The following is a 24600-nucleotide window of genomic DNA, read 5'->3' as shown; positions in this document are numbered from 1 at the left end:
CCTCTGTCGTTGTCATCGTCCGGACCAGCGGGGATCGCGCCGCTCGACGAAGGCGTTCATGCCCTCGACACGGTCTTCACAGGCGAACGCGAGCTCCATGAGCTTCCGTTCGGCGAGCATCCCCAGCTGGATCGGTCCTTCGTCGGCCGCGAGCACGGCACGCTTGGCGAGACGGGTCGCCAACGGCGGGCCAGCAGCCACCTCGCGCGCGAGCTCGATCGCACCCGAGCGCCACTCAGCCGGGCCCACCACACGATTGACGAACCCGAGGCCACGCGCCTCCTCCGCCTTGACCGGGCGCCCCGTCAGCACGAGCTCCATGGCGACGTGCTTGCCCAGGGTGCGTGCGAGCCGCTGAGTCCCTCCGCCCCCAGGCATGATGCCGACCTTGATCTCCGCCTGAGAGAAGACCGTCGTCTCGGATGCGACAACGAGGTCGCACGCGAGCGCGAGCTCGCACCCGCCACCGAACGCATAACCGGAGACCGCCGCTACGAGCGGCACCTCGATCTCGCGAAGGCGCATCCAGAACCGGCTCGCAGACGCGGCCAGCACGTCGGCAACGGTCCTTCGAGCCATGCCCTTGATGTCGGCACCGGCAACGAAGACGTTGTCGTGACCGGCGATCACCACGGCGCCGACGGCGGGGTCGGAGTCGAGGTCACGGAGCACGTCGATGAGCCGATCCATCATCTGGGTCGAGAGGGCGTTCATCTCCTCGCGCCGATTCAGCTGGACGACGACGACGCCCTGGTGGCGCTCGATCAGGACAAGGTCAACGTCAGCGGAAGACGTCGTCGCGTCGGACATCGGCATCCCGTTCGATCGTGCCGGCAATGCGGCGCGGACTTGTTTTTGAACCTAACCGTCTCAATACTATGAGGGCAGTGGGATGGCCGTCAACAGACCGACAGGACAGCCAAGCCCGACGACGTAGACAGACAGGGAGTGACCCACGATGCTGAAGCGAACGGTCTTCAACGAGGAGCACGAGGCACTTCGGGCACGAGTCCGGCAATACCTCACAGACCACGTGGTGCCGGACTACCCCGACTGGATCCAGGCAGGAAAGCCCTCCCAGGAGTTCTGGCGGGCGATGGGTGACCTCGGCGTTTTGGGCATCGGCGCCCCCGTCGAGCACGGCGGCCTCGAGGGCACCGACTTCCGGCACAGCGCCGTCGTCACCGAGGAGATCCAGCGCCTCGGCCTCGCCATCGGCGGGCTTCGAGTGCACACCGACATCTGCATGCCCTACCTGGCGAGCTACGCGACCGAGGCACAGAAACAGCATTGGCTGCCGCGCCTGTGTGCCGGCGAGTGCGTCGTGGCACTGGGCCTCTCCGAGCCCGGCGCAGGGTCGGACCTGAAGGCGATGTCGACGCGCGCCGAGCGGCGCGGCGACGTCTACGTCGTCAATGGCGCCAAGACGTTCATCTCGAACGGCGCAGCTGCCGACCTCGTCATTCTCGCCGTCAAGACCGCACCCGAGCTCGGCCGCAAGGGGATCAGCCTGCTCCTGGTCGACTCCTCGACACCCGGCTTCCAGCGCGGGCGCAAGCTCGACAAGCTCGGCCTCGCGTCACAGGACCTCGCCGAGCTCGCCTTCACCGACATGGAGGTCCCGGTCAGCTGCCTGCTCGGCGAGGAGAACCGCGGCTTCGAATACCTCACCGCGAACCTCGCTCACGAGCGTCTCTCCATCGCCGTGAACTCCCAGGCCGCGGCTGTCGCCGCTCTCGACTGGACGATCGAGGCACTGCGCGGCACCGACCCCGACCAGGACGCGAAGTTCACGCTGGCCGCATGCGCGACCGAGGTCGCCGCCGGCCAGGCGCTCGTCGACCAGTCGATCAATCAGCACGTCGCCGGCGAGCTCGCTGTGGCCGATGCAGCCCTTCTCAAGCTCTTCTGCACCGAGCTCCAAGGCCGCGTCATCGATCGCTGCCTGTCGCTGCACGACCCCGCCATGGCGTACCGGGCCGATTCGCGGATCGGTCACGCCTATCTTGACGGCAGGGTCAGCCGGATCTACGCCGGCTCGAGCGAGATCATGAAGGTCATCGTCAGCCAGAACCTCGGCCTCTGACCGACACGAGCGCGACATCCTCGGCAGAGGGTGTCGCGCTCGTTGACTTCAGGCGGGCCGCACAACGTGCGGCAGCGGTTCAACCCAGCGCGGCCAGCAGTGCCGCGTCGAACTCCTCGGCCGCCTCGAACATCGGGTAGTGCCCGCAGCCCGGCAGTGTGACCAGGCGCGAGTCCGCCAGCCTCTCCACGAGCCAGCGGGCACCGCGGGCGGAATGAACCGGGTCGTCCTCACCGATGACCTCCACCACCGGATGCCGGACCTTCTCGATGTCGTCGACCAGGTCGGTCTCCAGCATCGAGCGATAGCACTCGATGGTCGCCCAGGACGGCATCATCAGCGACTGCGCGGTCATCCACTCGAGCACACCCGGGCGAGGCTCCGTACCGAACCCGCCCTGGATCGCCGCACGGCGCGCGGTGAAACGGTTCTCGAGCTCGACAGCAATGAGGCCGGGGAGCATCTGCTCGGGCGGGAGACCGAAGGGGAACGCCTCGCTGCGGCTCGCCCGGACGGCGTTCGAGCCGACCAGCACCAGTCGCGCGACACGCTCGGGCCGGGTCGCAGCGACCCGGAACGCGACCTGTCCCCCGAAGGACCATCCGACCAGGTCCGCCCGGTCGACCTTCACTGCATCGAGGACGGCCACGAGGTCGGCAGCAAGCTGGTCCACCTCGTAGCCGCGCAAGGGTTTGTCGGACCTGCCATGGCCGCGCTGGTCGTACGCGATCACCCGGCGACCTGCCTCAGCCAGCGTACGAACCTGGCGGTCCCACGCCTCGTGTGTCTGACCGAAGCCCGCCACAAGAACGACAGGGTCTCCCTCCCCGAGATCCTGCACGAACAGATGCACGCCCGGCTCGACCTCGATCATGGTCATACCTTGGCCTCCCCGGCCGTACGCCGGACCGGACCGACCGCCATCGTGCCCATGGCGGTGCAGCACCGCTGCCCCTTCGCGTTGCGAACGATGACCTCGATCGCCTGGATCACATTGCCGCCGCCGATAGCCACCGCATCCATCGTGATCTCCGGGAACGCCGGCGCGTGGTACTGGACCTGGAGGTTCGCCGTCACCGGGGTGGCGCCGGTCGGCGTGACCCGGGCCGAGAGGGCGCCCATCGCCTGGTCGACAGCAAGGGCGACGACCCCGCCGTTCACCGCACCGTTCGGATTCAGCGGGAAGAGCGTCTCGTCCAGACCGAACCGCGCCTTCCTCTCCCCCATCTCCACACAGCGAAGACCGCTCGCGAGAAAGGTCGGATAGGAGTTCACCCAGTCGCGCCAGGCGACATCGGGGTCTTCGTGGGCAGGGATCGCCGCCATGCGGGTCTGGGTGTCCATCCGGAAGTCCTTCTGGCGAACCGAGCCGCCATTGCTTATTGAGCCTTGTCGTCGCAATAATAGCAACGCGAAGCCCCCCGGACCAGTGAGCGAAGGAAACCCATGAGCACCTACACCACCATCCGCGTCAGCACGGACCCTCGAGGCCTGTGCGAGATCCAGCTGGCCAGGCCCGAGCTGCTCAACCGCTTCGACCCCGACCTCCACCACGAGCTGACCAGAGCACTCCGCGATCTCGCCACAGACCCCGATATTCGTGCGATCGTCCTCACCTCCACCGGCAAGGCGTTCTCGGCCGGCGGCGACTTCGAGCTCATGGAACAGGCGAACAAGGATGCGGCCACGCGCCGCGAGATCATCGCCGACGCACGTCGCCTCCTGGACGCGTTCATCGAGCTGCCCCAGCCCGTCGTAGTGGCCGTGCAGGGTGCCGCTATCGGCCTCGGGGCGACCGTGGCCATGCTGTGCGACGCTGTTGTCGCCACACGCACGGCCGTCCTGGCCGACACCCACGTCGCCATCGGTCTCGTGGCCGGAGACGGTGGTTGTCTCGTCTGGCCCGAGGCACTCGGGATGACCCGTGCCCGGCGCCACCTGCTCACCGGCGACCCGTTGGACGCAGGCACGGCCTTCACGCTCGGCGTCGTGACAGACCTGGTGGACACCCCGGACGAGGCCTCCGCCACCGCCCGCGAGATCGCCGGACGGATCGCGTCACTAGCACCCCTGGCGGTGCAGGGAACCAAGCGTGCACTCAACAGCCGCTCGCAGCTGCGCGCCCTCGAGGTGGTCGACCTCGCGCTCTCCCTGGAGGAGCAGACGCTCGGTTCCGAGGACCTGATGGAGGGCGTGAACGCCTTCCGACAGAAGCGAACCCCGGAGTTCCGCGGCCGCTGACCCCGGGGATCCTCGGCCGCGAGACCCGCCTGGTCAACGTGCGTACGCCCTCAACGGCGGTTCCGTGCGACTCTTGTGCGCACCCACGAGATTGAACGGCGACGCACCCGAGACCAGGTAGGGGAACGCGGTCAGCACGTGCGGCGCGGCGATCGGGTCGAGTCCGGGGATCACCAGCTGGGCGCAGGTCGTCGAGGAGACCCGCGACGCGCGGGCCGGACCGCGGTGGGTGATCGCGTCCATGACCAGCGCGAAACCGACCGGGTCGGTGGAGCCGATGAGCACGTGGTCGGCCGGGTTCACAGGACACACCTGCTGGAGCGCGATGTTGGCGATCTGGCCCTGTCCGGTGCGCAGCGGCGAGGTCCCACGTGCCCCGGCCGGCGTGGAGAGCTCGTCATACCGGGTGTAGATCTGGGAATAGGAGCTGCCGCTGTGGGTCTCGACCGGGTGGTTCAACGCGCGCAGGAACCGCGACCCCGGACGCAGCTGCCAGGCGGCTGGCACGCACTCCGCGCTGCAGGTCCCGAGGTCCCTGATGATCTTGGTGCCGTGGTTGGCAGGGGCCAGGCCGATCATGTCGGCGACCCTGCCTCGCACGTCGGGCCAGAACTTGAGTGCCCAGCGCGGGATCACCCCGCCCTGGCTGTGGCCGACGATCGCGATCCGACGACCGGCCACGCGGTGCATCCGGCGAACGGCGAAGACGATGTATTCGGCGGCGACCTGGATGTCGCCGAGCGTGTGGTCGGGCATCGTCACCGTGCACCACGGCACGTGTCGCGCGGTCAGCGCGGGCTCATAGTTCCAGCTGTACTGCTCGTGCGGCGTCGCACCGGTGCCGGCGACGAGCAGGACCGGCTCGTGCCGGGCGTTTCTCAGCCCGCCGCTGCAGTGCAGGGCGGCGGCGAGCACACTCTTCGGCGTACGCAACGCCGGGGGGTGCCGTCGTCCTGCGCAGCAGCCGGCGCCTGGAAGGACAGTAGTGCGAGCACACCGAGAACGAGCCCGACGAGCACCGCGACGATCCGGGCATCGACCCAGCGGGGTCTGTCCATGTCCACCTCCGCGTCGCGGGTTGCCGGGCTGGTTACCGCCGGACGGGCGAGGGTCGAATCGTCCGCCCGGCGGAGTCTGTGTCCTACAGGCCGATCGCGTCGGCCAGGACATGGCGCGGCTCGCGCCCCGTGGCCGCGCGGGTTCGTAGGAACCGCGCGTCGCCGAAGGCCCACGCGATGGGGTACTCGCGCATGTAGCCATAGCCGCCGTGCAGCTGCATACCGAGGTCGACGGCACCGTCATGGACCCGGCCGGCGACGAGTGTCGCCGCTGCTGCGGTCGGACCGTCGAGCGTCGCGTCGGCGAGCGCCCCGAGCGCCCGATCGACGAGAGCGCCGGCAGCGGCGAGGTCGGCGCCGAGCTCACCGAGCCGACACCGGGTGTTCTCGAACTCGGCGATCGGACGACCGAAGACCTTGCGCTCGCGCACGTAGTCGGTCGCAAGCGCTAGGGCAGCTCGGGCTCCCGCGGCCGCGACGACCCCGGACCAGAGGTCGAGATCCCGTCGGACGCTCAACGCGTCGGGGAGCCGGACATACGCCGCGGCGTCCTGGGCGACCTCGACATCAGCAGCACCAGCGTCGGCGCCACCGAGCAAGGCCACCGGCGTCACGTACGCCTGCTCCCCCGTGACCACGGCGGCCTCCTCCGACCCCGGGGTCAACGCCACGAAGCAGGTGGCCCGGCGACCGGCGGGAATCGACCGGGCCACGCTGCCGGCCAGGTTCATAGGGACGACGAGGCCCTCTCCTGCTGCAGCCGTCGACAACCAGGCGTCGCGCTCCTGACTGGGATCCAGACGCAGGAGTGCCGGTACGCCGACACCAGCGTGCCCAGCGACCGCCTGCGCGATCCCCAGAGCTCCGATGCCTGACAGCTCCTCGACGAGGACCGCGGGAAAACGAGGGTCCTCGATCCCCCCGCCACCGAGCTCCTCGGGGACTGCCGTCCCCAGGAAGCCCTGCTCCCCCAGTGCGCGGTAGAGCTCGGCCGGCGCCCCGCCCGACGAGCGCCACTCGTCAAGGTGGGGCGACACCTCCGCGGCCAGGAAACGACGGACCGACTCCCGGAAGTCCGCGTGGTCCTCGTCGAAGATCAGGCGACCCAACAGCGCCATCGTCAGGCCCGCTGGTCGAATCGGCGCCCGAGGTACTCGGACACGATGCGCGTACGTTGGATCGTCGGCGTGCCACCGGCGATGGCCCAGCCGACGGCGTCGCGGTGCATGCGCTCGATCTCGTACTCCTCCGCATACCCATAGCCCCCGTGGAGCTGGATCGCCAGGTCGGTGACCTTCTTGACCATCTCGTTCGCGAAGCACTTCGCCAGCGACGCGTCGATCTGCTTCGGAGCACCGTCGCCGGCGGCCTCGGCGGCACGCCAGATCAGCAGTCGTGCGATGTCGACCTGCGAGATCATGTCGGCGAGCAGGACCTGGTTGGCCTGGAACTCGATGATGTCCTTGCCGAACTGCTGACGCTCCTGGACGTACTTCGCTGTGCGGTCGAGGGCCTCCTGTGCGATGGCAAGGCACATGGTGCTGTTGCCGAGACGCTCGATGGAGAACGCGGTGAAGAGCTTGTTGAAGCCACCCTCCGGGATGATCACGTTCTCCAGGGGCACGCGGACGTTGTCGAAGAACATGTCCGCCGACCCCACACCGCGGTGGCCCATCAGGTGCTCCTGAGGGCCGAAGGTCAGGCCAGGGGTCTCCTTGTCGACGACGACTGCGCCCATGCCCTTGCCGCCGGGGGTGTCGCTGAACCGGACGTAGACGAGGTACTGCTCGGCAACACCGCCGCCCGAGCACCAGCGCTTCACGCCGTTGATGACGACCTCGTCCCCATCGATCCGGGCTCGGGTCTTGACGTCGGTGGCCGCGGAGCCGGCGTCGGGCTCGGAGATGCTGATCGCGATGATCTTCTCTCCGCTCGTGACCGGCGGGAGGAACTTCTGCTTCTGCTCCTCGGTGCCGAAGAGGTGGATGACACGCGCCGGACCGGCCGAGGCCTCGAACAGGGGCCATGCCGCGAGGGTGTTCGCCTTGGCGAACTCCTCCTGGACGATCAGCGCGTCGATCAGCGGACGGCCACCGCCGCCGTACTCCTCGGGAAGGGCGAGAGCGAGCAGGCCGAGCTCGGCCAGCTTCTTCCTCTCCTCACGCGGGAAGTGCGTACGCTCGCGGTCCATCTCACGCGCAAGTGGCGCATACAGGTCGCGCGCGACCTTGCGGGACAGCTTCTGCAGCTCCTGCTGCTCCTCGTTGAGGTCGAACATCGTGTGGGTCCTATCTGCTCGTCAGAAACGCTCGATGATGGTGGCGTTGGCCATGCCGCCGGCCTCGCACATGGTCTGGAGGCCGTAGCGGCCGCCAGAGGCCTCGAGGGCGTTGAGCATGGTGGCCATGAGACGCGCACCCGAACCGCCCAGCGGGTGCCCGAGGGCGATCGCACCACCGTGCGGGTTGAGGCGCGACTCGTCGGCACCGAAGTGCTGCGCCCACGCGAGAGGCACCGGAGCGAAGGCCTCGTTCACCTCGTAGTGGTCGATCTGGTCCAAGGTGAGCCCGGAGCGCTTGAGTGCCTTCTCGGTGGCGGGGATCGGGCCGGTGAGCATCCGGATCGGGTCGTCGCCGGCGACGGCCATGGTGTGGATGCGGGCACGCGGGGCCAGGCCGAGCTCCTTGGCGCGCTCCTCGGACATGATGAGGATCGCGGCGGCGCCGTCGGTGAGCTGGGAGGAGTTGCCCGGCGTGATCTTCCACTCATCGATCTCCGGGAAGCGCGCGCGGTATTCGTCGGTGGCGAAGACCGTCGGAAGGCCCGCGAGGCCCTCGACGGTGGTGCCGGGGCGCGGGGTCTCGTCGGCGCTCACCACGGTGCCGTCGGGCAGCGTGACGTCGACGATCTCGGGGCTGGCGTCCGCGGCGACGGCGAGCTCGTGCGACCGAGCCGAGAACTCGTCCAGGCGGGCACGCGAGAGGTTGTACTGGTGGGCGATGATCTCGGCCGAGACACCCTGCGGGACGAGACCCGGCGCATACCGCTCCCCCACGCCGGGCCCGAACGGGTCCATGCCGATCCGCCCGGCACCCATCGGGATCCGGCTCATCGACTCGACGCCGGAGGCGACCACGATGTCCTGGACGTCGGAGATGATGCCTTGAGCGGCGAACTCGACGGCCTGCTGGCTGGAGCCGCAGGCACGGTGGATCGCCACCGAGGGCACCGATTCCGGGAGGCCGGCAGAGAGCCACGCCCAACGACCGATCGGACCGGACTGCTCCCCGACCTGGCTCACGCAGCCGGTGATGACATCGTCGACCAGGACCGGGTCGATCCCGCTGCGGTCGATCAACTGGCGCATCACCTGGCCCAGAAGGTCAGCCGGGTGCAGCGGCGAGAGGACACCACCGGGCTTGCCGTCCTTGGCGGGCTTGCCACGCCCGAGGGGCGAGCGGATGGCGTCGACGATGACGGCTGAGCGCTTCATGCGGTATCTCCTTGAGATTCGGCCGGTCAGGCCGGGTGGGTGGTACGGAACAGCGACGCGCAGGCCTCGGTGTCCCAGTAGTAGGCGCGTACTTCCTTGACCAGGCCTCCCTCGAAGGTCCAGAGCTCGAGCGCGCCCGACGGGATCGTCGACTCGCCGACCCTGAAGTCGAAGGTCACCTGTGCCGCAACCTGGTCACCGCCGTCGACGACGGAGACGACCTCGAGGCCCTCAGGGCCCAGCGTCGAAGAACCGGCGGTGAGCCCGGCAAAGACCTTGCGAAGCGTCCGTACGCCCTCGACCCTGCCGCCGTAGGGCAGCCCAGCGGGCCATTCGACGGCGGCGTCCTCGTGGAAGGACGCGGCCAACAGGTCGGCGAGCGCCGTGGCGTCCTTGCCGGCCGCGGCGGCATAGAAGGTTCGGACGACCTCGAGCGGGCTGACAGCCATGGTTCCTCGATCCAGTCAGGGTTTTTGATCCGGCATGTCTCAGAATACTCAGGACCGGCGGCCGGGGTCAAAGCCGTCCCATCACGCAGCCAGTGCCAGAACCTCGTCGAGGCCCTTCTGCAAGCAGTCCCACAGCACGTCCGTGTCACCGAAGACGTCACCGTCGACGTTCACCCCGATGCAGCAGACGCCCTCGTGCGTGCAGAGCGCAGCACACATCGAAGTGCCCGGAAGCGGACCGAACACGAACATCCGCTCGAACGGAGCCCCCGCGAAGTACGTCGGACGAGGGACACCCAGCCAGCTGGACGTGGTGAGCGTGGCCCCTGAGTTCAGTGCCTGGATGGCAGCCGTCACCAGGCCCGATGGCGCCAGGTTCATCAACGGCGTGACCTTGCCGAGGAAGTCGAGCGCCGGCTCCGCCCGAACCCGCTCGACCCGCTCGTGCATGACCTGGATCCGCTCCGCAGCCTCGGCGACACCGGACGGGGCGGAGAAGAAGGCGCCCGTGAATCGGTTCCCGCCCATCGGGTCGTCATCCCTGCGCACTGAGACCGGCATCGAGATCGGGACGTCGCCGAGTGCGGCACCGTGACGGTCGTGATAGATCCGCAACCCGCCAAGGATCGCCGACACGAACGCGTCGTTGACCGTGCCACCGGCCGACTTGGCCGCGCTCTTCAGGTCCGTCAGATCGCACTCCAGCGACCCGAAACGCCATTTCGACCGCGGCCCAGGCCGCAGCAGGTCGCTCGCCGCGCGCGGGGGTGGTGCCGCAACACGCGGTAACGAGGAGACGTAGGACTGACCACGGCGCACCGAGTCGACCGGGCCGGCCTTCACCTTCTGCACGGCCGCCGCGCCCCCGCGGAGCAGCTGACGGACACCTGAGGCCTGCCACTCGAACCCGCGACGGACCGCGGCAAGGCGGGAGATCGAGGGGCGCTCGCCTGCAGGCCGGACGCTGCTCGGACCCTGGTCGGGCATGTGGTCGAGGACCCGCGAGAACAGCTGGGTCGCCGCCGCACCGTCCATGAGGACGTGGTGGCTCTGGAGCAAGTACGCCGATCGGCCGCCCGTCAGCCCCTCGACGAAGATCGCCGTCCACGGCGGTCGCCGCCTGTCGAGCGGGGTGACCCCCAACCGTTGGGCCACCTCGAGCAGCTGCTCCATCGAGCCAGGCCCCGGGAGGCGTGCCCGGCGGAGGTGGTAGTCGAGGTCGAAGTCCTCATCGGTCGTCCAGACCGGCGGACCGGTCGGCACCAGCGGCTCCACGACCTTCTCGCGAAAGCGGGGAACGACGGCGATACCCCATTCATGAGCTCTGCGAACCCGCTCCCACGAGGGGCTGCCGCCCAGCATCATGACGACGACCCCCGTCCAGGAGTCCGCAGGCGGTCGCTCAGTGCGCCACATGAGCGCGTCCAGGGGGTTCAGTGCCGACTCGCCCCAGTGGGCGAGCTCTGCCCGAGCCAGTTCGCTCGCATCCTCTTCATGCATCATTTCCACACCTCTCCGTTCGGCTGTCACCAGGCCTCGACGAGAGCCACGCATACGCATCAGCCCTCTCCGAGGCAGGGCTTCCTCGGTCCGGTCGCTGCACGCCAAGGAAGTCGAGGATGTAGCCGTTGCACGCGTCCGGAGCCTCGAACATGGCGCAGTGCCCGACATCCTCGAGCACCACCAGGCGCGCCTCCAGGAGATCAGTCGCGAGGTCACGGGCAACGGCGAGCGGCAGGATCCGGTCCTGGCGCCCCCAGACCAGAAGGGTCGGCGCAACCACCTGGGCCAGGTCGAGCTCGCCGAGTTGTTCGCCGCCTCGGCGCACCGCGTCCATGAAGCCGGGGCCGACGGTTCGCGGGACCATCCGCGCGAGAAGGTCACGCGAGATGCTGCGGGAGTCGAACAGAGCAGGACTCAGCAACAGCCGACCGAGCGGAGTCGTGACAATGAGCCGCGATGCGCCAGGAACCGCGAGCACCAGCCTGAAGAGCCAGAACACACCCTGGATCGCCTTCAGCCGGAGAGCCGAGAGCTCGGCGCCACCTCCGGAGACAAGGACGAGACAACGGACACGATGTGGCATCGCGGCCGCGAGCGAGAGAACCACCAGCCCCCCGAGCGAGTGGCCGACAAGGCCCACGGCACCGACACCCAGCTCATCGAGCAACGCCTCCAGCAGGCGGACATAGCCACCGAAATCCTCGTCCGCGGGCAGCGCCTCGGACGCACCGAACCCCGGCAGGTCGACGGCGATGACGCGGTACTTCTCACCGAGCGCAGGGATATTGGCGAGCCAGCTCTCCCACGAGCCTGCCATGCCGTGCACCAGCAGGAGGGGTGGGCCATCCCCGTAGTCGACGTAGCGGACACGCACGCCCTCGATCCGGGCCTCGCGCTCATGCGCCGCCCAGTCGATGTTCCTCCAGGATCGAACAGCCATCACTGCATCCCTTCGTTCGACGAGAACTCCTAGAACGTAACAATTCTGAGCCAGTCCGTCTCACAAGATGTGCTATTTTGAGACACCCCAGACATAAAATGTTGCCGTCAGGAATCGCTTCGCGAGGTCAGCCGAGGCCTTCCCTGAGCTTGCGTCGCATCACCTTGCCGCTCGCATTGAGCGGCAGAGCGTCCACGACCTCCACACGGACCGGCACCTTGTAGCCGGCCAGCCGCTCACGACAGTGCGCAAGCACCGCGGCGGGATCCAGCTCGGCACCGGGCGCCGAGACGACGAACCCGACCACGACCTCGCCCCAATGCTCGTCAGGCGACCCCACGACTGCAGCATCGGCGATCGCCGGGTGCTCGCACAGCACGTCCTCCACCTCGATCGGGTAGATGTTCTCGCCGCCCCGGATGATCATGTCGCTACGTCGGCCCGCAAGGTACAGATAGCCCTCATCGTCCTGCCACGCCAGGTCCCCGGCCCGGAACCAGCCATCATCGGACAACGCCTCCGCGGTCGCCTCTGGCATGTCGAGATAGCCCGACATGGTCTGGCCGTTGCGGGTCACGATCTCGCCGACCTCACCCCGGACCACGGGTTCACCCTGCTCGTCGAGCAGACGAAGGGAGACACCGTACGCGGGCTTGCCGATGGAGCCCAGGATGTGCTCCTCCCCGTCGACGGCCCGCCGGTGGTCGGCCGAACCCAGGACGGTCTGGAGACCGGTCTCGGTGCCCGCCCCGAACGCATTGACGAAGTCGCACTCGAAGACCTCGATCGCCCGCCGCAGGACGGACGGCGGCATCGGTGCCGCCCCGTAGACGATCGACCGCAGCTCGCTGTAGTCGGAGTCACGAACACGAGGGTCTGCCAGGATCGCCGAGATCATGGTCGGCACCAGGAAGCAGCCGGTCAGACCCCCCGACTGCATCCACGGCAGGACCTCGTCCACCGAGAACTGGGAAAGCATGAGCGTCGAGAAGCCACGCCAAGCGTGCATGAGGACGGGACTCTGGCCACCGATATGGAACAACGGCGACGACGAGTACCGGAACTCGTCGGGCCGAATCTCGTAGTCGATCGTGATCGAGGTCGTCAGGTTGCGCAGCATGCGCTGGGACTGCAGCACTCCCTTCGGAGTTCCGGTCGTACCGCTCGTGAAGGCAAGCCCGACGATGTCCTCGTCCCCGACTCGCACCTCCGGCTCCTCCGGCGACCCCGCCGCCAGAAGGCTCTCGTAGGAGACGAACCCCTCGACAGCGCCATCGAAGGCGACAGCGAGGCGCACCGGCACCGACACCAGGAGCGGGCGAAGCAGGTCGCCGTACCTCGTGTCGACAAAGACAGCGATCGGGTCTGCTCGCTCGAGCAGCCTCGCGACCTCGACCGAGCGCAGCCGATTGTTCAGGGGAACATACACACAGCCGAGCTTGAGACAAGCAAAGAGAACCTCTGCGTAGCCGATGCCGTTCACGGCGAAGACCGCCACACGGTCGCCACGACCGATCCCATGGGATGCGAGCGCGTCCACCAACCGGTTCACCCGGGCGTTGGTCTCCGCGAACGTCCAGTGGGAGCCATCCCCGGAGACGAAGGAGCGGCGCCCGGGAAACCTCTCTGCCGACAGGCGCAGGTACTCCCCCACTGCAGGTCCGCCGCGGTCCGCCATAGCCACTCCCTTTTGAGACAGTGCGTCTTACTATGGAGTGGGTTGTGCGGCATCGTCAAGCAGCCATCACGACGAGTCGCCACGCCCCAAGGACCAAGCGGTGATGGCATGCCGCGAGTCCACACCCAGCTTGCGCAGGATGTTCTCGACGTGAGCCTCAGCCGTCCGGATCGAGATCACCAGGCGGTCCGCGATCTGTTGATTGGTGAGCCCCTCGGCGACCAAGACAGCGACCTCGGTCTCACGGCGCGTCAGCGGCGAAGACTGCGCCGGCGCCGACGTAGCAGCCGGTCGCGAAGCCCCTTCGGCCTCGCCAAGCGCGAAAGCGATCGCCGCCTCGAGAGTCATCCCCTCCCCTCGCGCCTCCGCCGCCATGTACCGTCCTCCCGGCAGCATGCGCCGCACGACGTCTCGTCCTTCCGCGCGACGGGTGGAGAAGAACGGAAGCACGTCGACGCTGACCCCGATGCTGCGCCACGTCGCACTCGCGGCGCCCAGAAGGATCGCGGCGCGCTCGAAGCCCTCCTCGATCGCGGCCACCCAGGCCATGAACTCCATGGACAGGGCAATCCCGAGCCGGTCATCGAGCTGGTGCTTCATCCGGAGACACTCCTCGAGCACCTCCCGACTCCTCTCCGGAGCACTCGGATCGAGGGAGAGGGCACCGATCATCGCGAGCGCGAACGAGCGGTAGTAGAGCTCACCGCGCGACTCGGTCAGCGCCACGACCTCCAGTTGCACCTGACGAGCCTGCTCCACCTCACCGCCGAAGCCGAGCAGCATTCCGTCGACGACCATGCCGAAGGCAAGGTCGGCGGAATTTCCGACCTTCCGGTGTAGATCGACGCACTGCTCGATCAGCGATCGACCGCGCGCAGGATCGCCCTCCCAGGCGAGCAGAAGCCCGCGCGCCATGAGCACATGGGCCCGAGCCGCATCGTCATCGGAACCACGCGTTGCCCATTCGATCTCATCGACAAGACGAGCAGCGGTGACCATGTCCACCTGGATCAAGGCGAACCACACTGCGACGCGGAGCGCAGCGAGACGCCATAACGGCGCATCGCCGTTGTCGTCGCACGCCAACGGACGCACCCTCTCGAACCAGAGACGTGCCTCCCGAACCAGGCCCGCGGCGACCCAGAACCCCTCGAGGCTGCTGATGATCCGGCAGGCGTGCTCTTCGTCCGTGCGGTCGACACAGAACTGGAGCGCCGTACGAATGTTCGGGTGATCGTTGCGCAATCGCTCCAGCCAGGCAACCTGGTCCGGCCCGATCCACTCCGCACCGCATCGCTCAGCCACAACAAGGAAGTGCTGCAGGTGCAGTTCGCGGATCCTCTCGAGGTCGCCAGAGGCCGCCAGGCGCTGCTCACCATAGAGTCGGATGGACTCGAGCATCCGAAACCTGACCTGCTGACCATTGTCCTCGCGGAGCAGCACGGACTTCTCCACCAGACCGGTCAGACCGCCGAGGACGTCCTCGATACCGGCAGCCGGCACGACCTCCTCGAGATCTTCCAGACCCATGCCGCCGCGGAACACCGAGAGCACGGCCCACAGGCGCCGCTCAGGCTCATTGCACAGGTCGAAGGTCCACTGCACCGACGCCTCCAGCGATCGCTGTCGATCCGGAACCCGGCCGGCGTAGCCGTGGCTCAGCAGCCGGTAACGGTCGTTGAGGCGATCGACCATGGCTTGCGGGCTCAAGACCCGGATCCGAGCTGCCGCCAACTCGAGGGCGAGCGGGATGCCGTCGAGGGCCCGGCAGAGCTCGATGACGGCAGCGGAGTTGTCCTGCGTCAGCTCGAAGCCGGAACCCAGGGCGCGGGCCCGGTCGACGAAGAGGCGTACGGCGCCGTAGTGGTGGATCGTCTCGAGATCGACGCCATCTTGAACGGGAAGCGCGAGCGGCGGCACCTGAAAGAGCGCCTCGCTCGTCAGCCCGAGCGCCCGCTGGCTGGTCGTGAGCACGCGGATGCCGGAGCAGGCCTCGAGAATCTCGTCGACAAGGTCGGCACAGGCCTGAGCCAGATGCTCGCAGTTGTCGAAGACCAGAAGGGCACGACGCTGCTCGAGAAAGTTGATGAGCACCGAAGCACTCCAGTCCCCGGAGCCGACCTTGAGCCCCACGGCGCGCGAGACGGTCTGCCCCAGGAGGTCCGGGTCCTCGATGTCGGCGAGCTCGACGAACCAGACGCCGTCCTTGAAGGCCCTGGCGAGGTCGATGCTCGCGCGTCGCGCAAGCCTGGTCTTCCCCGTGCCACCGACTCCGGTGAGCGTCACAAGTCGACTGCCTTCCAGCAGTTTCTTGATCGACTCAAGCTCCTGTCGACGACCCACGAGCGGTGTGGGCTCAACTGCACGGCCAACCATGGGGCATATCTCACACGCAGCGCGGTTCCCACGCAAGCGCGCTCGCCGGACAGCAAATGCCGGTCTCGGCGTCCAGGCCCGGCGACTTCTACGTAGTCATCTACGTAGTCGCCCGAATGTCTCGTTGCGGCGACGAGAGCAACCTGTGACCACCGCCACATTCGACAGACCTTCTGGAGGAGTTCCCCATGAATGCCACGATCACGACGCACCGTCGCGACACGAGCTCTGGCGCACCGACCTGTCTCTCCACCGCCGTCGTCGTCGTGGTCGCCCCTCGCGGGACGCTCTCCGACTGCGACCTCGCCATCGCCAGCGCCCTCTCGCGCGGCGCACGTACCTACACATGCGAGATCTCGACCGGCGCAGACGCCGAGCTGCTCGAGGGCGAGTTCGCGTACACGATGGCGCTCGAGACGATCGCCGCCACCCTCGACCAGGCGGAGGCCGAGGTTCCCGGCCTGCCGATCGTCCTGGTCGGACACGCGGAAGCCGGCGCCGCCGCCCGCCTCTACGCCGACCTCTGCCCCGGTGATCTCGCCGGTGTCGTGCTCACCGAGAAGACCAACCACTTCACCGCTACCTGAGCGGGGCTCGCCCCGAGTTCACCACCCAGCCCGCTCACCCGAATCCACCACAGGCCACAGCAGGAGGCACGAACATGTGGGACATCGTCCAGGTCGGTTCACTGCATCTCTCGCACGACCTTCCGTGCCTTCGCTGCGGCCACCCGGCCCACACCTATCTGGCCTGTAGCGACGACTGCAGCTGCCGGCCGGCGCTCATGCCGGGCGAGGCCGGACAGCCTCAGTACGTGCTGCACGGGCTACCGCAGGACGACGCTGCCTGAGCCGACAGCGGCACAACACAGCCTGATCGTCCTTTCGGCGGGAGGGGATGGTTCAACCACATCCCCAGCGCCGCGGACGCCTGTCGGTCACCAGTCGTAGGCCGACCGGCCCTCCCCCGGGCGCCATGCAGGAAGCGTGCGAACCAGCCACACGTTTCCGAGTGACCAGGCCACGGCGGCAATCGTGAAGCCTACGAACTCCCAGGTACGGAAGAAGTCGTCGACGTACCACAGCGCGCCCTGGAAACCCGCCACGATGATGGCGACGCATCCTGGCTGTACGACGGACTGCCCGCGTTGGGTGCGACGCCGCACGAGCAGCGCCGTCCCGAACGGAACCGCCCAGAAGGCCGTGATCGGGAACGAGATCAGGTACAGCTCGTCGTCGACCGACCGCTTCACCAGGATCCACAGCGCCGTGATACCGATCACTGCTCCCATGACGCCGAGCGCGAACGTACGGCGCGACAGGTGCGGCGCCAGCTCGGCGTGGCCGTACCTGACGACAAGGCCGACCAGCGCGAACTCGATGATGCTGGTCGCGATCAATGCGAACCACCACGCCTTGACCCACCAATGGTCGTAGGTGTGGAACCAGTCGTCGTACTGCAGAACGAAGCCGAGATCGTGGACCGCGAACCAGCCGACTGCCGGCAGCGCACAGGCGTAGGCACGGTCGCGCACCGCCACGCGGAACGAGGTGACCAGGTAGACGAAGGTCGCCACCGCGACGATCGAGAAGAACCCGACGACCGGAACCACGTTGTCGTCGATCGCAGCCAGCGCGGCATGCGGGTCATAGGTCACGCGAAACCTCCGGTACTGATACCGCCGGCATGCAACGGCGACTCGGCCGCCGTACCGACTGCAGGTAGTTGGCGGTAGAGCACGAACACGGGCTCTGTTTCGTACATCGCGATCTCCCGACACTCTCTCAATTTCTGAGGTTGATCATCTCTAAAATCTCGCGGACGATCAAGCGTCGATCGCAGCCAGTCTTGCTCATGAGCACAGCAGCACTCCAGTCACCGGAGCCGACCTTGAGCCCCACAACACCCGAGACCCTCTGACCCATGAGATCGGCGTCCTCGATATCGGCGGGGCAAGCCTGGTCTTCCCCGCGCCGCCAACTCCCGCGAGCATCACTAGCCGAATTTTCTTCCAGCACTTTTGATCGACTCGAGCTCCCACCTACCCACTCCCCCAGAGTGGGGTGGATCAGCTGCACGTCCAACCGGGGCATATCTCACACGCAGGGCGGTCCCGCGCAAGCACGCTCGCCGGACCGCGCATGGCAGTTCAGCCTCCGACTCGAGCCATTTCTACGTAGTCATCTACGTAGTCGCCCGAATGTCCTCGACCAACAACGAGAGCAATCTGTGACGACCGCCACATTCGCAGACCTTCAGGAGGAGCCCCTATGAGTGCCACGATCACGATGCACCGCCGCAACATGGACTCTGGCGAACCGACCTGCCTCTCCACGGCCGTGGTCGTGCTCGTCGCCCCACGCGGGATGCTCTCCGACTGCGACCTCGCCATCGCCGGTGCCCTCTCACGCGGGGCGCGTGCCTTCACCTGTGAGGTCCCGACCGAAGCCGATGGCGACGTATGCGATGACGGGTCCACCTATACCATGGCGCTGGAAGCGATCGCCGCTACCCTCGACCAGGCGGAGTCTGAGCTCCCTGGCCTGCCGATCGTCCTCGTCGGTCACGCAGAAGCCGCGGTCCCGGCCCGCTTGTACGCCGATCTCTGCCCCGGTGATCTCGCTGGCGTCGTGCTCACCAAGAAGAGCAACCACCTCGACGCCGCCTGAGCCAGCGCTCATGCCCGGCGAAGTTCGTCCGGTTCGCTGCAAGGCACAAGCGAAAGCCGCATAACAGGCAAGATCCAAATGACGTGCGGCGCGAGGATCACCAAGGACATGTGCGGCCACAGCGACTGGTCCACGGCCGTCGCAATGAGACCGCGCTTCCAGGAGCGCAGGCTTCCAGGAAGCGAGTGACTTACCTAGATCTGACCGAGGCGGTTCGTTGGGCCGTTGGGAACCGAGGAGCAAGGGCCGAAGCACTCTGGTCCGAGGATTGAGAGGAAAGTTCGATGTCCGCTACGCGCTACAACCGCCTTCAGAAGGCGACAGCGCTCGTCCCGATCGCGGTGCTCAGCACCGCCTGGACAGCTAGCGTTACTGGTCTGTCGCAGTCGGGTGCCACCGCATCAGGGACCAGGTACGACGACGCGTTCAGCCTGCCCGACGGGACATCGGTCCCGACCGAGGCGATCGAGGCGCCGGCCAGCGTGTCGGCCTCGACCAACGAGGGCGACAAGTCGCTGCCGGGGACGGCCAGCACGGCCGGCATCCCCTCCGCCGCGCTCGCCGCCTACCAGCGGGCGGCCACCGTGATCAACGCCGCGGACGCCGCCTGCAGGATCGACTGGCCGCTGATCGCCGCGATCGGCCGGGTCGAGTCGAACCACGGTCGCGCCAACGACAACCGTCTCAGCACCGAGGGCGTCTCCACCCCCGGCATCTACGGGGTGCCGCTCAACGGCAAGGGCAACGTCTCCCAGATCACCGACACCGACGGTGGACAGTACGACGGCGACACCAACTACGACCGCGCGGTCGGCCCGATGCAGTTCATCCCCTCCACCTGGGCGATGGTCGGCGTGGACGCCGACGGTGACGGCAAGCGCAACCCGCAAGACATCAACGACGCCGCCCTCGCGAGCGCCGTCTACCTCTGCTCCGGCAACGACGACCTCTCCACCGACCAGGGCGCGCGGGCAGCGGTCTTCCGCTACAACCACAGCCAGTCGTACGTCACCACAGTGCTCGGTGTCGCCGAGGCCTACCGCTCCGGCGACTTCACCTCGATCCCGAACAGCACGATCCCGGTCGACTACGCGATCCCGCGGATGGAGGCTCCCAAGCCTTCGAAGCAGAAGGGCCACGAGCTCCGCGCAGGCGGCCAGCAGACCGGCCCGCGCGGCGGCTCCTCGCAGGCTCCGTCCAACCCGTCCAGCGAGGCCCCTTCCGGGGAGACTCCCGGCGGGAGCACCGGCGGCGGCACCGGTGGCGGCGGCAGTGACGACGGCGGCACCACCACCGACCCAGGGAAGGCGCTGGAGCCGGTGACCAAGCCGGTCGAGGATGTCAAGGCCACAGCGAGCGAGCTCATCGACATCTGCACCAAAGCACTCGTCGGCGAATACGGATCAGTTCCCCAGACCTCCGTCGACCAGTGCGCGGCCCGGCTCGCCGGCAAGACCGTGGACGAAGCGCTCGCTTCCGTCGGCGGGGTCATGGAAGGCATCCTAGAACTTGTCGAAATCACGCAGAACTGACCGCACGGAACCCGCCCCGCCGTTAGGTGTGGTCGGTTCCGTCGTTCTCGGATATCGGCAGGGGGCGTGCGTTCTGCATCGACTTCAGATGTCCGTCTGCAGGCCAGTGTGACGGTGCTTCGATCGCCGAAGTCAGTGGCCGCGACCCTCTCAGCCTCGTCGGAGCGCGGCCGTCAGACATTTGCGCCGGTACTGTTCCGCCAAACCTCGAAGGATGCTTCGGTAGTCTGGCTCGCTGCCGGTGCAGATCGGTGGCTCCGAGGAGCTGAAGAAGAAGTACCTGGGCAAGCTCGCCGCCGGTGAGGGCAACTTCTCGTACTGTCTCTCCGAGCCCGACGCGGGCTCGGACGCCGCCAACCAGAAGACCCGCGCCGTACGCGACGGCGACTTCTGGGTGCTCAACGGTGTGAAGCGCTGGATCACCAACGCGGGCGTCTCGGAGTACTACACGGTGCTGGCGGTGACCGACCCCGAGAAGCGCTCCAAGGGCATCTCCGCGTTCGTGGTGGAGAAGTCGGATCCCGGGGTGTCGTTCGGTGCCCCGGAGAAGAAGCTCGGCATCAAGGGCTCCCCGACGCGCGAGGTCTACTTCGACAACGTACGCATCCCCGCCGACCGGCTCATCGGCGAGGAGGGTCTCGGGTTCACCTATGCGATGCAGACCCTCGACCACACCCGGATCACCATCGCCGCCCAGGCCGTCGGCGTCGCGCAGGGCGCGCTCGACTACATCAAGGAGCGCAAGCCGATCGCCGAGTTCCAGGGGGGTGGAGTTCATGGTCGCCGACATGGGCATGAAGATCGAGGCCGCCCGCCAGCTCACCTACGCCGCCGCCGGCCGCTCCGAGCGTGGCGACAAGGACCTCACCTTCTTCGGTGCCGCCGCCAAGGCCTTCGCTTCCGACGTCGCGATGCAGGTGACCACCGACGCCGTCCAGCTGCTCGGCGGCTACGGCTTCACCCGCGACTACCCGGTCGAGCGGATGATGCGCGACGCCAAGATCACCCAGATCTACGAGGGCACCAACCAGGTCCAGCGCGCACACCGGCCACCGACGCATCGAACATGAACGTATTCCACTCCACGTGACCCTCAACGCGCTCCAGGCAGCATCGCACGTGCGGAGGACGCTATCTGGAACGGGGCTCTTCGGCTCCAATCTTGAGTGAGCTGCCGGGACCGAGGACAGGGATTCGTGCGGACCAAGCGTTGAGAGCAGCCCGCAATGGCACGAATTGGCACGGCCCTGCGCGCGCATCCAAGCCGAACGGGTGTTGCAAGGGCGGGCGCTAGTCACGTGGCACCAGTTAGATCACAGGGACAGCGGGCCAACGTGCTTCCGAGCCCGGCGGTTCCTGCACGATGTCCCTGCGACGTATGCACCTGGCTCTCGGGGCTCACCCCGCACCGGTGTGTGCCCCGACATCACCAGACGACGCCCACCTCGATTCTCATCCCCCCAACGCAACGACGAAGTCGCAAGCCTTCACACCTCTTTCATTGGAGATACCCCCTGGTGGCCACTCGGCCATGCTCCCTGCCCTTGGGGAGGGTGACGATGACGATTCACAAGCTGGCGGCCGGGTCGGGGTATGAGTACCTGACGCGGCAGGTGGCGGCTGCGGATTCGACCGAGCTGGGTGGGATGCCGCTGGCCGACTACTACGAGGCGAAGGGCGAGGCACCAGGTCGCTGGCTGGGATCCGGACTCGCCAGCTTGCACGGGATCGAACCGAGACAGGTCGTTACTGCCGAGCAGATGGGGCACCTGTTCGGGGAGGGCACGGATCCGGTGAGCGGGGCGGCGTTGGGGCGTCCGCAGCGGAAGGGCGGGGTGGCGGGGTTCGATCTGACATTCAGCCCGGTGAAGTCGGTCTCGGCGCTGTGGGCGGTCGCTCCCCCGCCGATCGCGCGGGCGATTGAGGAGGCACATGAGGCCGCGGTCGCCGACGCACTGACGTACGTCGAGCGGGAGGTGCTGTTCACCCGGGAGGGGACCGACGGTGCCCGGCAGGTCGAGACCCGTGGGCTGGTCACGGCCGCGTTCCAGCACCGCGACACCCGGGCCGGGGATCCGGATCTGCATACGCACGTGGCGGTGGCGAACAAGGTCCAGACGCTAAGCGGGAAGTGGCTCTCTGTCTACGGCAGCATGTTGTTCGCGCAAACCGTGGCGATCTCGGAAACGTACAACACCGCGTTGGAGGTGCGGCTCCGCGAGCGGCTGGGGGTGCGGTTCGCCGAGCGGCCCGGGGGCGTACGGGAGACTCGTCCGGTTCGGGAGATCGTGGGCGTGGATCCGGGGCTGTGCAGGTTCTGGTCGCGGCGGCGGCTCTCTATCGTGGCCACAGAGCGCGACCTGGCCGAGACGTTCATCCGGGAGCACGGGCGGGCACCGACGGCGAAAGAGGAGCGTGCGCTGGCTCAGCAGGCGAACCTGTCCACGCGTGATCGCAAGCACGACCCAGTCTCCGAGGCAGAGCAGCGGGCGAACTGGCGCCGCGAGGCCACAAACGTGCTGGGCTCATCAGACGCCGTAGGCCAGATGATGCGAGACGCGGTTACTCCCGGCGATGCTCCTCCAACGGGAGCATTGCCGAGATGGCGGTCGCAGGCGTGGGTCGAGGAGGTTGCCGAGCAGGTGGTGGCCGCCTTGGAGGGGCATCGGGCGACCTGGCAGTCCTGGCACCTGCGCGCGGAGGCACAGCGGCAGGTCCGTGCACATGGTGAGGTCCCTGGTGAGCTGCTCACCAACGTGGTCGTGTCGGTCGAGGATGTGGTGAGGTCGCGGCTGGTCAACCTCACCCCCGAGCCTCCCGACCGGCTCGAGGACGGCGTGAGGGTCCCGGCGTTGCTGCGTCGCCGGGACGGGACCAGCGTCTACCGGCGTTCCGGCAGCGACCACTACACCAGCCTGCGGATCCTGCAGGCCGAGCAGCGGCTGGTCACCGCCGGTGCCCTGACCAGCGACTTCCGGTTCACCCATGAGGAGGTCGAGGTCAGCCTGCGGCGCGCCGAGGTCCGTGGCGGAGTGCGCCTCAACGAGGGTCAGCGGGCGCTGGTGGTGTCGATGGCGACCAGCGGCCACCGGCTCCGGGTGGCTTTGGCGCCGGCGGGCTCGGGCAAGACCACAGCGGTCCGCGTCTTGGCCCGGGTCTGGGCCGACGACGGCTTCCCGGCCGTCGGACTCGCTCCGTCTGCCGCGGCCGCGGCGGTGCTGCGGGAGGCGACCGGGATGCCGTGCGAGACCCTGGCCAAGCTCGACTACGACGTCACCACCACGCCCCCGGGCCGGGACCCGCGTGGGTTCGCCAGCCGCATCCGGGCCGGGTCGCTGGTGGTGATCGACGAGGCCGGCATGGCCGATACCCCGACCCTGGCCCGGGTCGTCGGGTACTGCCTGGACCAGGGCGCGACCGTGCGGCTGGTCGGCGATGACCAGCAACTCGCCGCAGTCGGCGCCGGCGGCGTCCTCCGCGACCTCGTCACCCACTACGGCGCCGACCGGTTGGAAGAGGTCGTCCGGTTCACCGACCCCGCCGAGGCCGCCGCCTCCCTCGACCTGCGAGCAGGTGACCCGGCCGCGCTGGGGTTCTACTTCGACAACGACCGCATCCACACCGGCGACACCGAGACCGCCCTGGCCCAGGCCTTCGACCAGTGGAGCACAGCACACGCGGCGGGGGTAGATGCGTTGATGCTCGCCCCGACCCGCGAACTGGTCGCCGATCTCAACGCACGGGCACGAGCAGCACGCCTCGCCGCCGACGCCTCGGGCCGGTCTCAAGGCCATCGGGTGGCTGAGGTTGCGCTCTCTGACGGCAACCAGGCCTCGGCCGGGGACGTGGTCATCACCCGTCGCAACAACCGCCGCCTCGGCCTCAGCGGCACCGACTGGGTCAAGAACGGCGACCGGTGGACCATCACCAAAGTACGCCGCAACGGCGGGCTGAAGGTGGTCAACCAAGCCTCCGGGCTCTCGGTCGTGCTACCGGCGGACTACGTCGCCGACCACGTCGAGCTCGGGTACGCCTCCACGGTCCACACAGCCCAAGGACTCACCGCGGACGCGACCTACGGGATCGTCACCGGTACCGAGACCCGACAACTGCTCTACACGATGCTGACCCGCGGCCGCACCGCCAACCACCTCCACTTGATCATCGACCCCGACAACGACACCTGTGGCACCACCCGCGGCCCCACAGGCGCTTCCGCGGCGAGTGACCCTGTCTTGCCCGGGATCCTCGAACAGCTCTCGGTCGGCCCCGTGCTGGAGGAGATCATCGCCTGCGACGGCGCCGCTGTCTCGGCCACCACCGCCCGACTCCGTGGCACCAGCACCCGCGAGCACCTGCGCGACGCCGTCACCCAGTACACCGACGCGATCACCTTCGCCGCCCAACGCAGCTACCAGGGCGATTGGGAGGAAGCCCTCGAAGCCGCCGGCCGAGGCCCTCTCCCCTGGCTGCCCGCAATCCCCATCGATGTTGCCGCACACGAGACCTGGGGCCCTATCTGAAGGCCCTGGGCGACCTCGTCACCGCCCAGGCCACCACCTTCCACTCGAACAC

At 67.9% G+C, this 24600-nt stretch carries 19 protein-coding genes and 1 pseudogene; 7 read left to right on the top strand and 13 right to left on the bottom strand.

Annotated features, from left to right (window positions below):
* Positions 1-12: 12 nt before the first annotated feature.
* Complete coding sequence (locus ACIRON_RS16630; protein WP_402993477.1) at positions 13-810, bottom strand: enoyl-CoA hydratase/isomerase family protein; 798 nt, start codon at positions 808-810, stop codon at positions 13-15.
* Positions 811-958: 148 nt separating this feature from the next.
* On the opposite strand from ACIRON_RS16630, the gene ACIRON_RS16625 reads away from it, so the two are divergent.
* Positions 959-2086, top strand: coding sequence for an acyl-CoA dehydrogenase family protein (locus ACIRON_RS16625; RefSeq protein ID WP_402993475.1), 1128 nt, complete (start codon positions 959-961; stop codon positions 2084-2086).
* Between the two features lie 79 nt (positions 2087-2165).
* Here the strand turns inward: ACIRON_RS16625 and ACIRON_RS16620 are convergent, their stop codons facing one another.
* Positions 2166-2966 (bottom strand): alpha/beta fold hydrolase, encoded by an 801-nt coding sequence (locus ACIRON_RS16620; protein ID WP_402993473.1) that lies wholly within the window; start codon positions 2964-2966, stop codon positions 2166-2168.
* Positions 2963-3430, bottom strand: a complete 468-nt coding sequence (locus ACIRON_RS16615) for a PaaI family thioesterase (RefSeq protein ID WP_402993471.1) — start codon at positions 3428-3430, stop codon at positions 2963-2965. The genes ACIRON_RS16620 and ACIRON_RS16615 overlap by 4 nt, the downstream gene beginning before the upstream one ends.
* A 102-nt stretch (positions 3431-3532) precedes the next feature.
* Here ACIRON_RS16615 and ACIRON_RS16610 point away from each other — a divergent pair, with 102 nt between their 5' ends.
* Complete coding sequence (locus ACIRON_RS16610) at positions 3533-4327, top strand: enoyl-CoA hydratase/isomerase family protein (RefSeq protein WP_402993469.1); 795 nt, start codon at positions 3533-3535, stop codon at positions 4325-4327.
* A 33-nt stretch (positions 4328-4360) separates the two neighbouring features.
* Here ACIRON_RS16610 and ACIRON_RS16605 read toward each other — a convergent pair whose 3' ends face one another.
* From ACIRON_RS16605 to ACIRON_RS16565, 9 genes are all read right to left on the bottom strand, one after another.
* A complete protein-coding gene (locus ACIRON_RS16605) occupies positions 4361-5260 on the bottom strand; it encodes a lipase family alpha/beta hydrolase (RefSeq protein WP_402993467.1) in 900 nt (299 codons plus the stop codon).
* 208 nt (positions 5261-5468) lie between these two features.
* A complete protein-coding gene (locus tag ACIRON_RS16600) occupies positions 5469-6494 on the bottom strand; it encodes an acyl-CoA dehydrogenase family protein (protein WP_402993465.1) in 1026 nt (341 codons plus the stop codon).
* A gap of 11 nt (positions 6495-6505) precedes the next feature.
* The gene (locus tag ACIRON_RS16595; protein ID WP_402993463.1) at positions 6506-7663 is read right to left on the bottom strand and encodes an acyl-CoA dehydrogenase family protein; all 1158 of its coding nucleotides are present in this window, start codon (positions 7661-7663) and stop codon (positions 6506-6508) included.
* Positions 7664-7684: 21 nt separating this feature from the next.
* Positions 7685-8878, bottom strand: coding sequence for a thiolase family protein (locus ACIRON_RS16590; RefSeq protein WP_402993461.1), 1194 nt, complete (start codon positions 8876-8878; stop codon positions 7685-7687).
* A gap of 26 nt (positions 8879-8904) precedes the next feature.
* On the bottom strand, positions 8905-9327 hold the full coding sequence (locus ACIRON_RS16585; protein WP_402993459.1) for a nuclear transport factor 2 family protein: 423 nt from the start codon (positions 9325-9327) through the stop codon (positions 8905-8907).
* An 81-nt stretch (positions 9328-9408) separates the two neighbouring features.
* Positions 9409-10827, bottom strand: a complete 1419-nt coding sequence (locus tag ACIRON_RS16580; RefSeq protein ID WP_402993457.1) for a wax ester/triacylglycerol synthase domain-containing protein — start codon at positions 10825-10827, stop codon at positions 9409-9411.
* Complete coding sequence (locus ACIRON_RS16575) at positions 10820-11770, bottom strand: alpha/beta fold hydrolase (RefSeq protein WP_402993455.1); 951 nt, start codon at positions 11768-11770, stop codon at positions 10820-10822. The genes ACIRON_RS16580 and ACIRON_RS16575 overlap by 8 nt, the downstream gene beginning before the upstream one ends.
* Positions 11771-11897: 127 nt before the next feature.
* Entirely contained in the window at positions 11898-13448 is a 1551-nt protein-coding gene (locus ACIRON_RS16570; protein WP_402993453.1) for a class I adenylate-forming enzyme family protein, read from the bottom strand.
* Between the two features lie 66 nt (positions 13449-13514).
* Entirely contained in the window at positions 13515-15860 is a 2346-nt protein-coding gene (locus tag ACIRON_RS16565) for an ATP-binding protein (RefSeq protein ID WP_402993451.1), read from the bottom strand.
* 152 nt (positions 15861-16012) lie between these two features.
* On the opposite strand from ACIRON_RS16565, the gene ACIRON_RS16560 reads away from it, so the two are divergent.
* Entirely contained in the window at positions 16013-16411 is a 399-nt protein-coding gene (locus ACIRON_RS16560; protein ID WP_402993449.1) for a hypothetical protein, read from the top strand.
* A gap of 350 nt (positions 16412-16761) precedes the next feature.
* Here the strand turns inward: ACIRON_RS16560 and ACIRON_RS16555 are convergent, their stop codons facing one another.
* Positions 16762-17481 carry a hypothetical protein gene (locus ACIRON_RS16555; protein ID WP_402993447.1) on the bottom strand — a complete coding sequence of 240 codons (720 nt, stop codon included), beginning with the start codon at positions 17479-17481 and terminating at the stop codon, positions 16762-16764.
* A 613-nt stretch (positions 17482-18094) separates the two neighbouring features.
* Between ACIRON_RS16555 and ACIRON_RS16550 the strand changes: the two genes are divergently transcribed.
* The 4 genes and pseudogenes from ACIRON_RS16550 (at position 18095) to mobF (ending at position 24548) form a co-directional block, all read left to right on the top strand.
* The gene (locus ACIRON_RS16550) at positions 18095-18493 is read left to right on the top strand and encodes a hypothetical protein (protein WP_402993446.1); all 399 of its coding nucleotides are present in this window, start codon (positions 18095-18097) and stop codon (positions 18491-18493) included.
* Between the two features lie 284 nt (positions 18494-18777).
* On the top strand, positions 18778-20025 hold the full coding sequence (locus tag ACIRON_RS16545; RefSeq protein WP_402993444.1) for a lytic transglycosylase domain-containing protein: 1248 nt from the start codon (positions 18778-18780) through the stop codon (positions 20023-20025).
* 229 nt (positions 20026-20254) lie between these two features.
* Positions 20255-21095: pseudogene (locus ACIRON_RS16540) on the top strand (acyl-CoA dehydrogenase family protein); the annotation flags it as partial.
* A 489-nt stretch (positions 21096-21584) separates the two neighbouring features.
* Positions 21585-24548 (top strand): MobF family relaxase, encoded by a 2964-nt coding sequence (mobF, locus tag ACIRON_RS16535; RefSeq protein WP_402993442.1) that lies wholly within the window; start codon positions 21585-21587, stop codon positions 24546-24548.
* The last annotated feature ends 52 nt before the right edge of the window (positions 24549-24600 follow it).

Origin of the sequence: Nocardioides sp. NPDC101246 (assembly GCF_044767415.1) — a bacterium.
Classification (GTDB): domain Bacteria; phylum Actinomycetota; class Actinomycetes; order Propionibacteriales; family Nocardioidaceae; genus Nocardioides.
The sequence above is the reverse complement of the archived record's forward strand: the minus strand, read 5'-3'. Positions and strand labels throughout refer to the sequence as shown.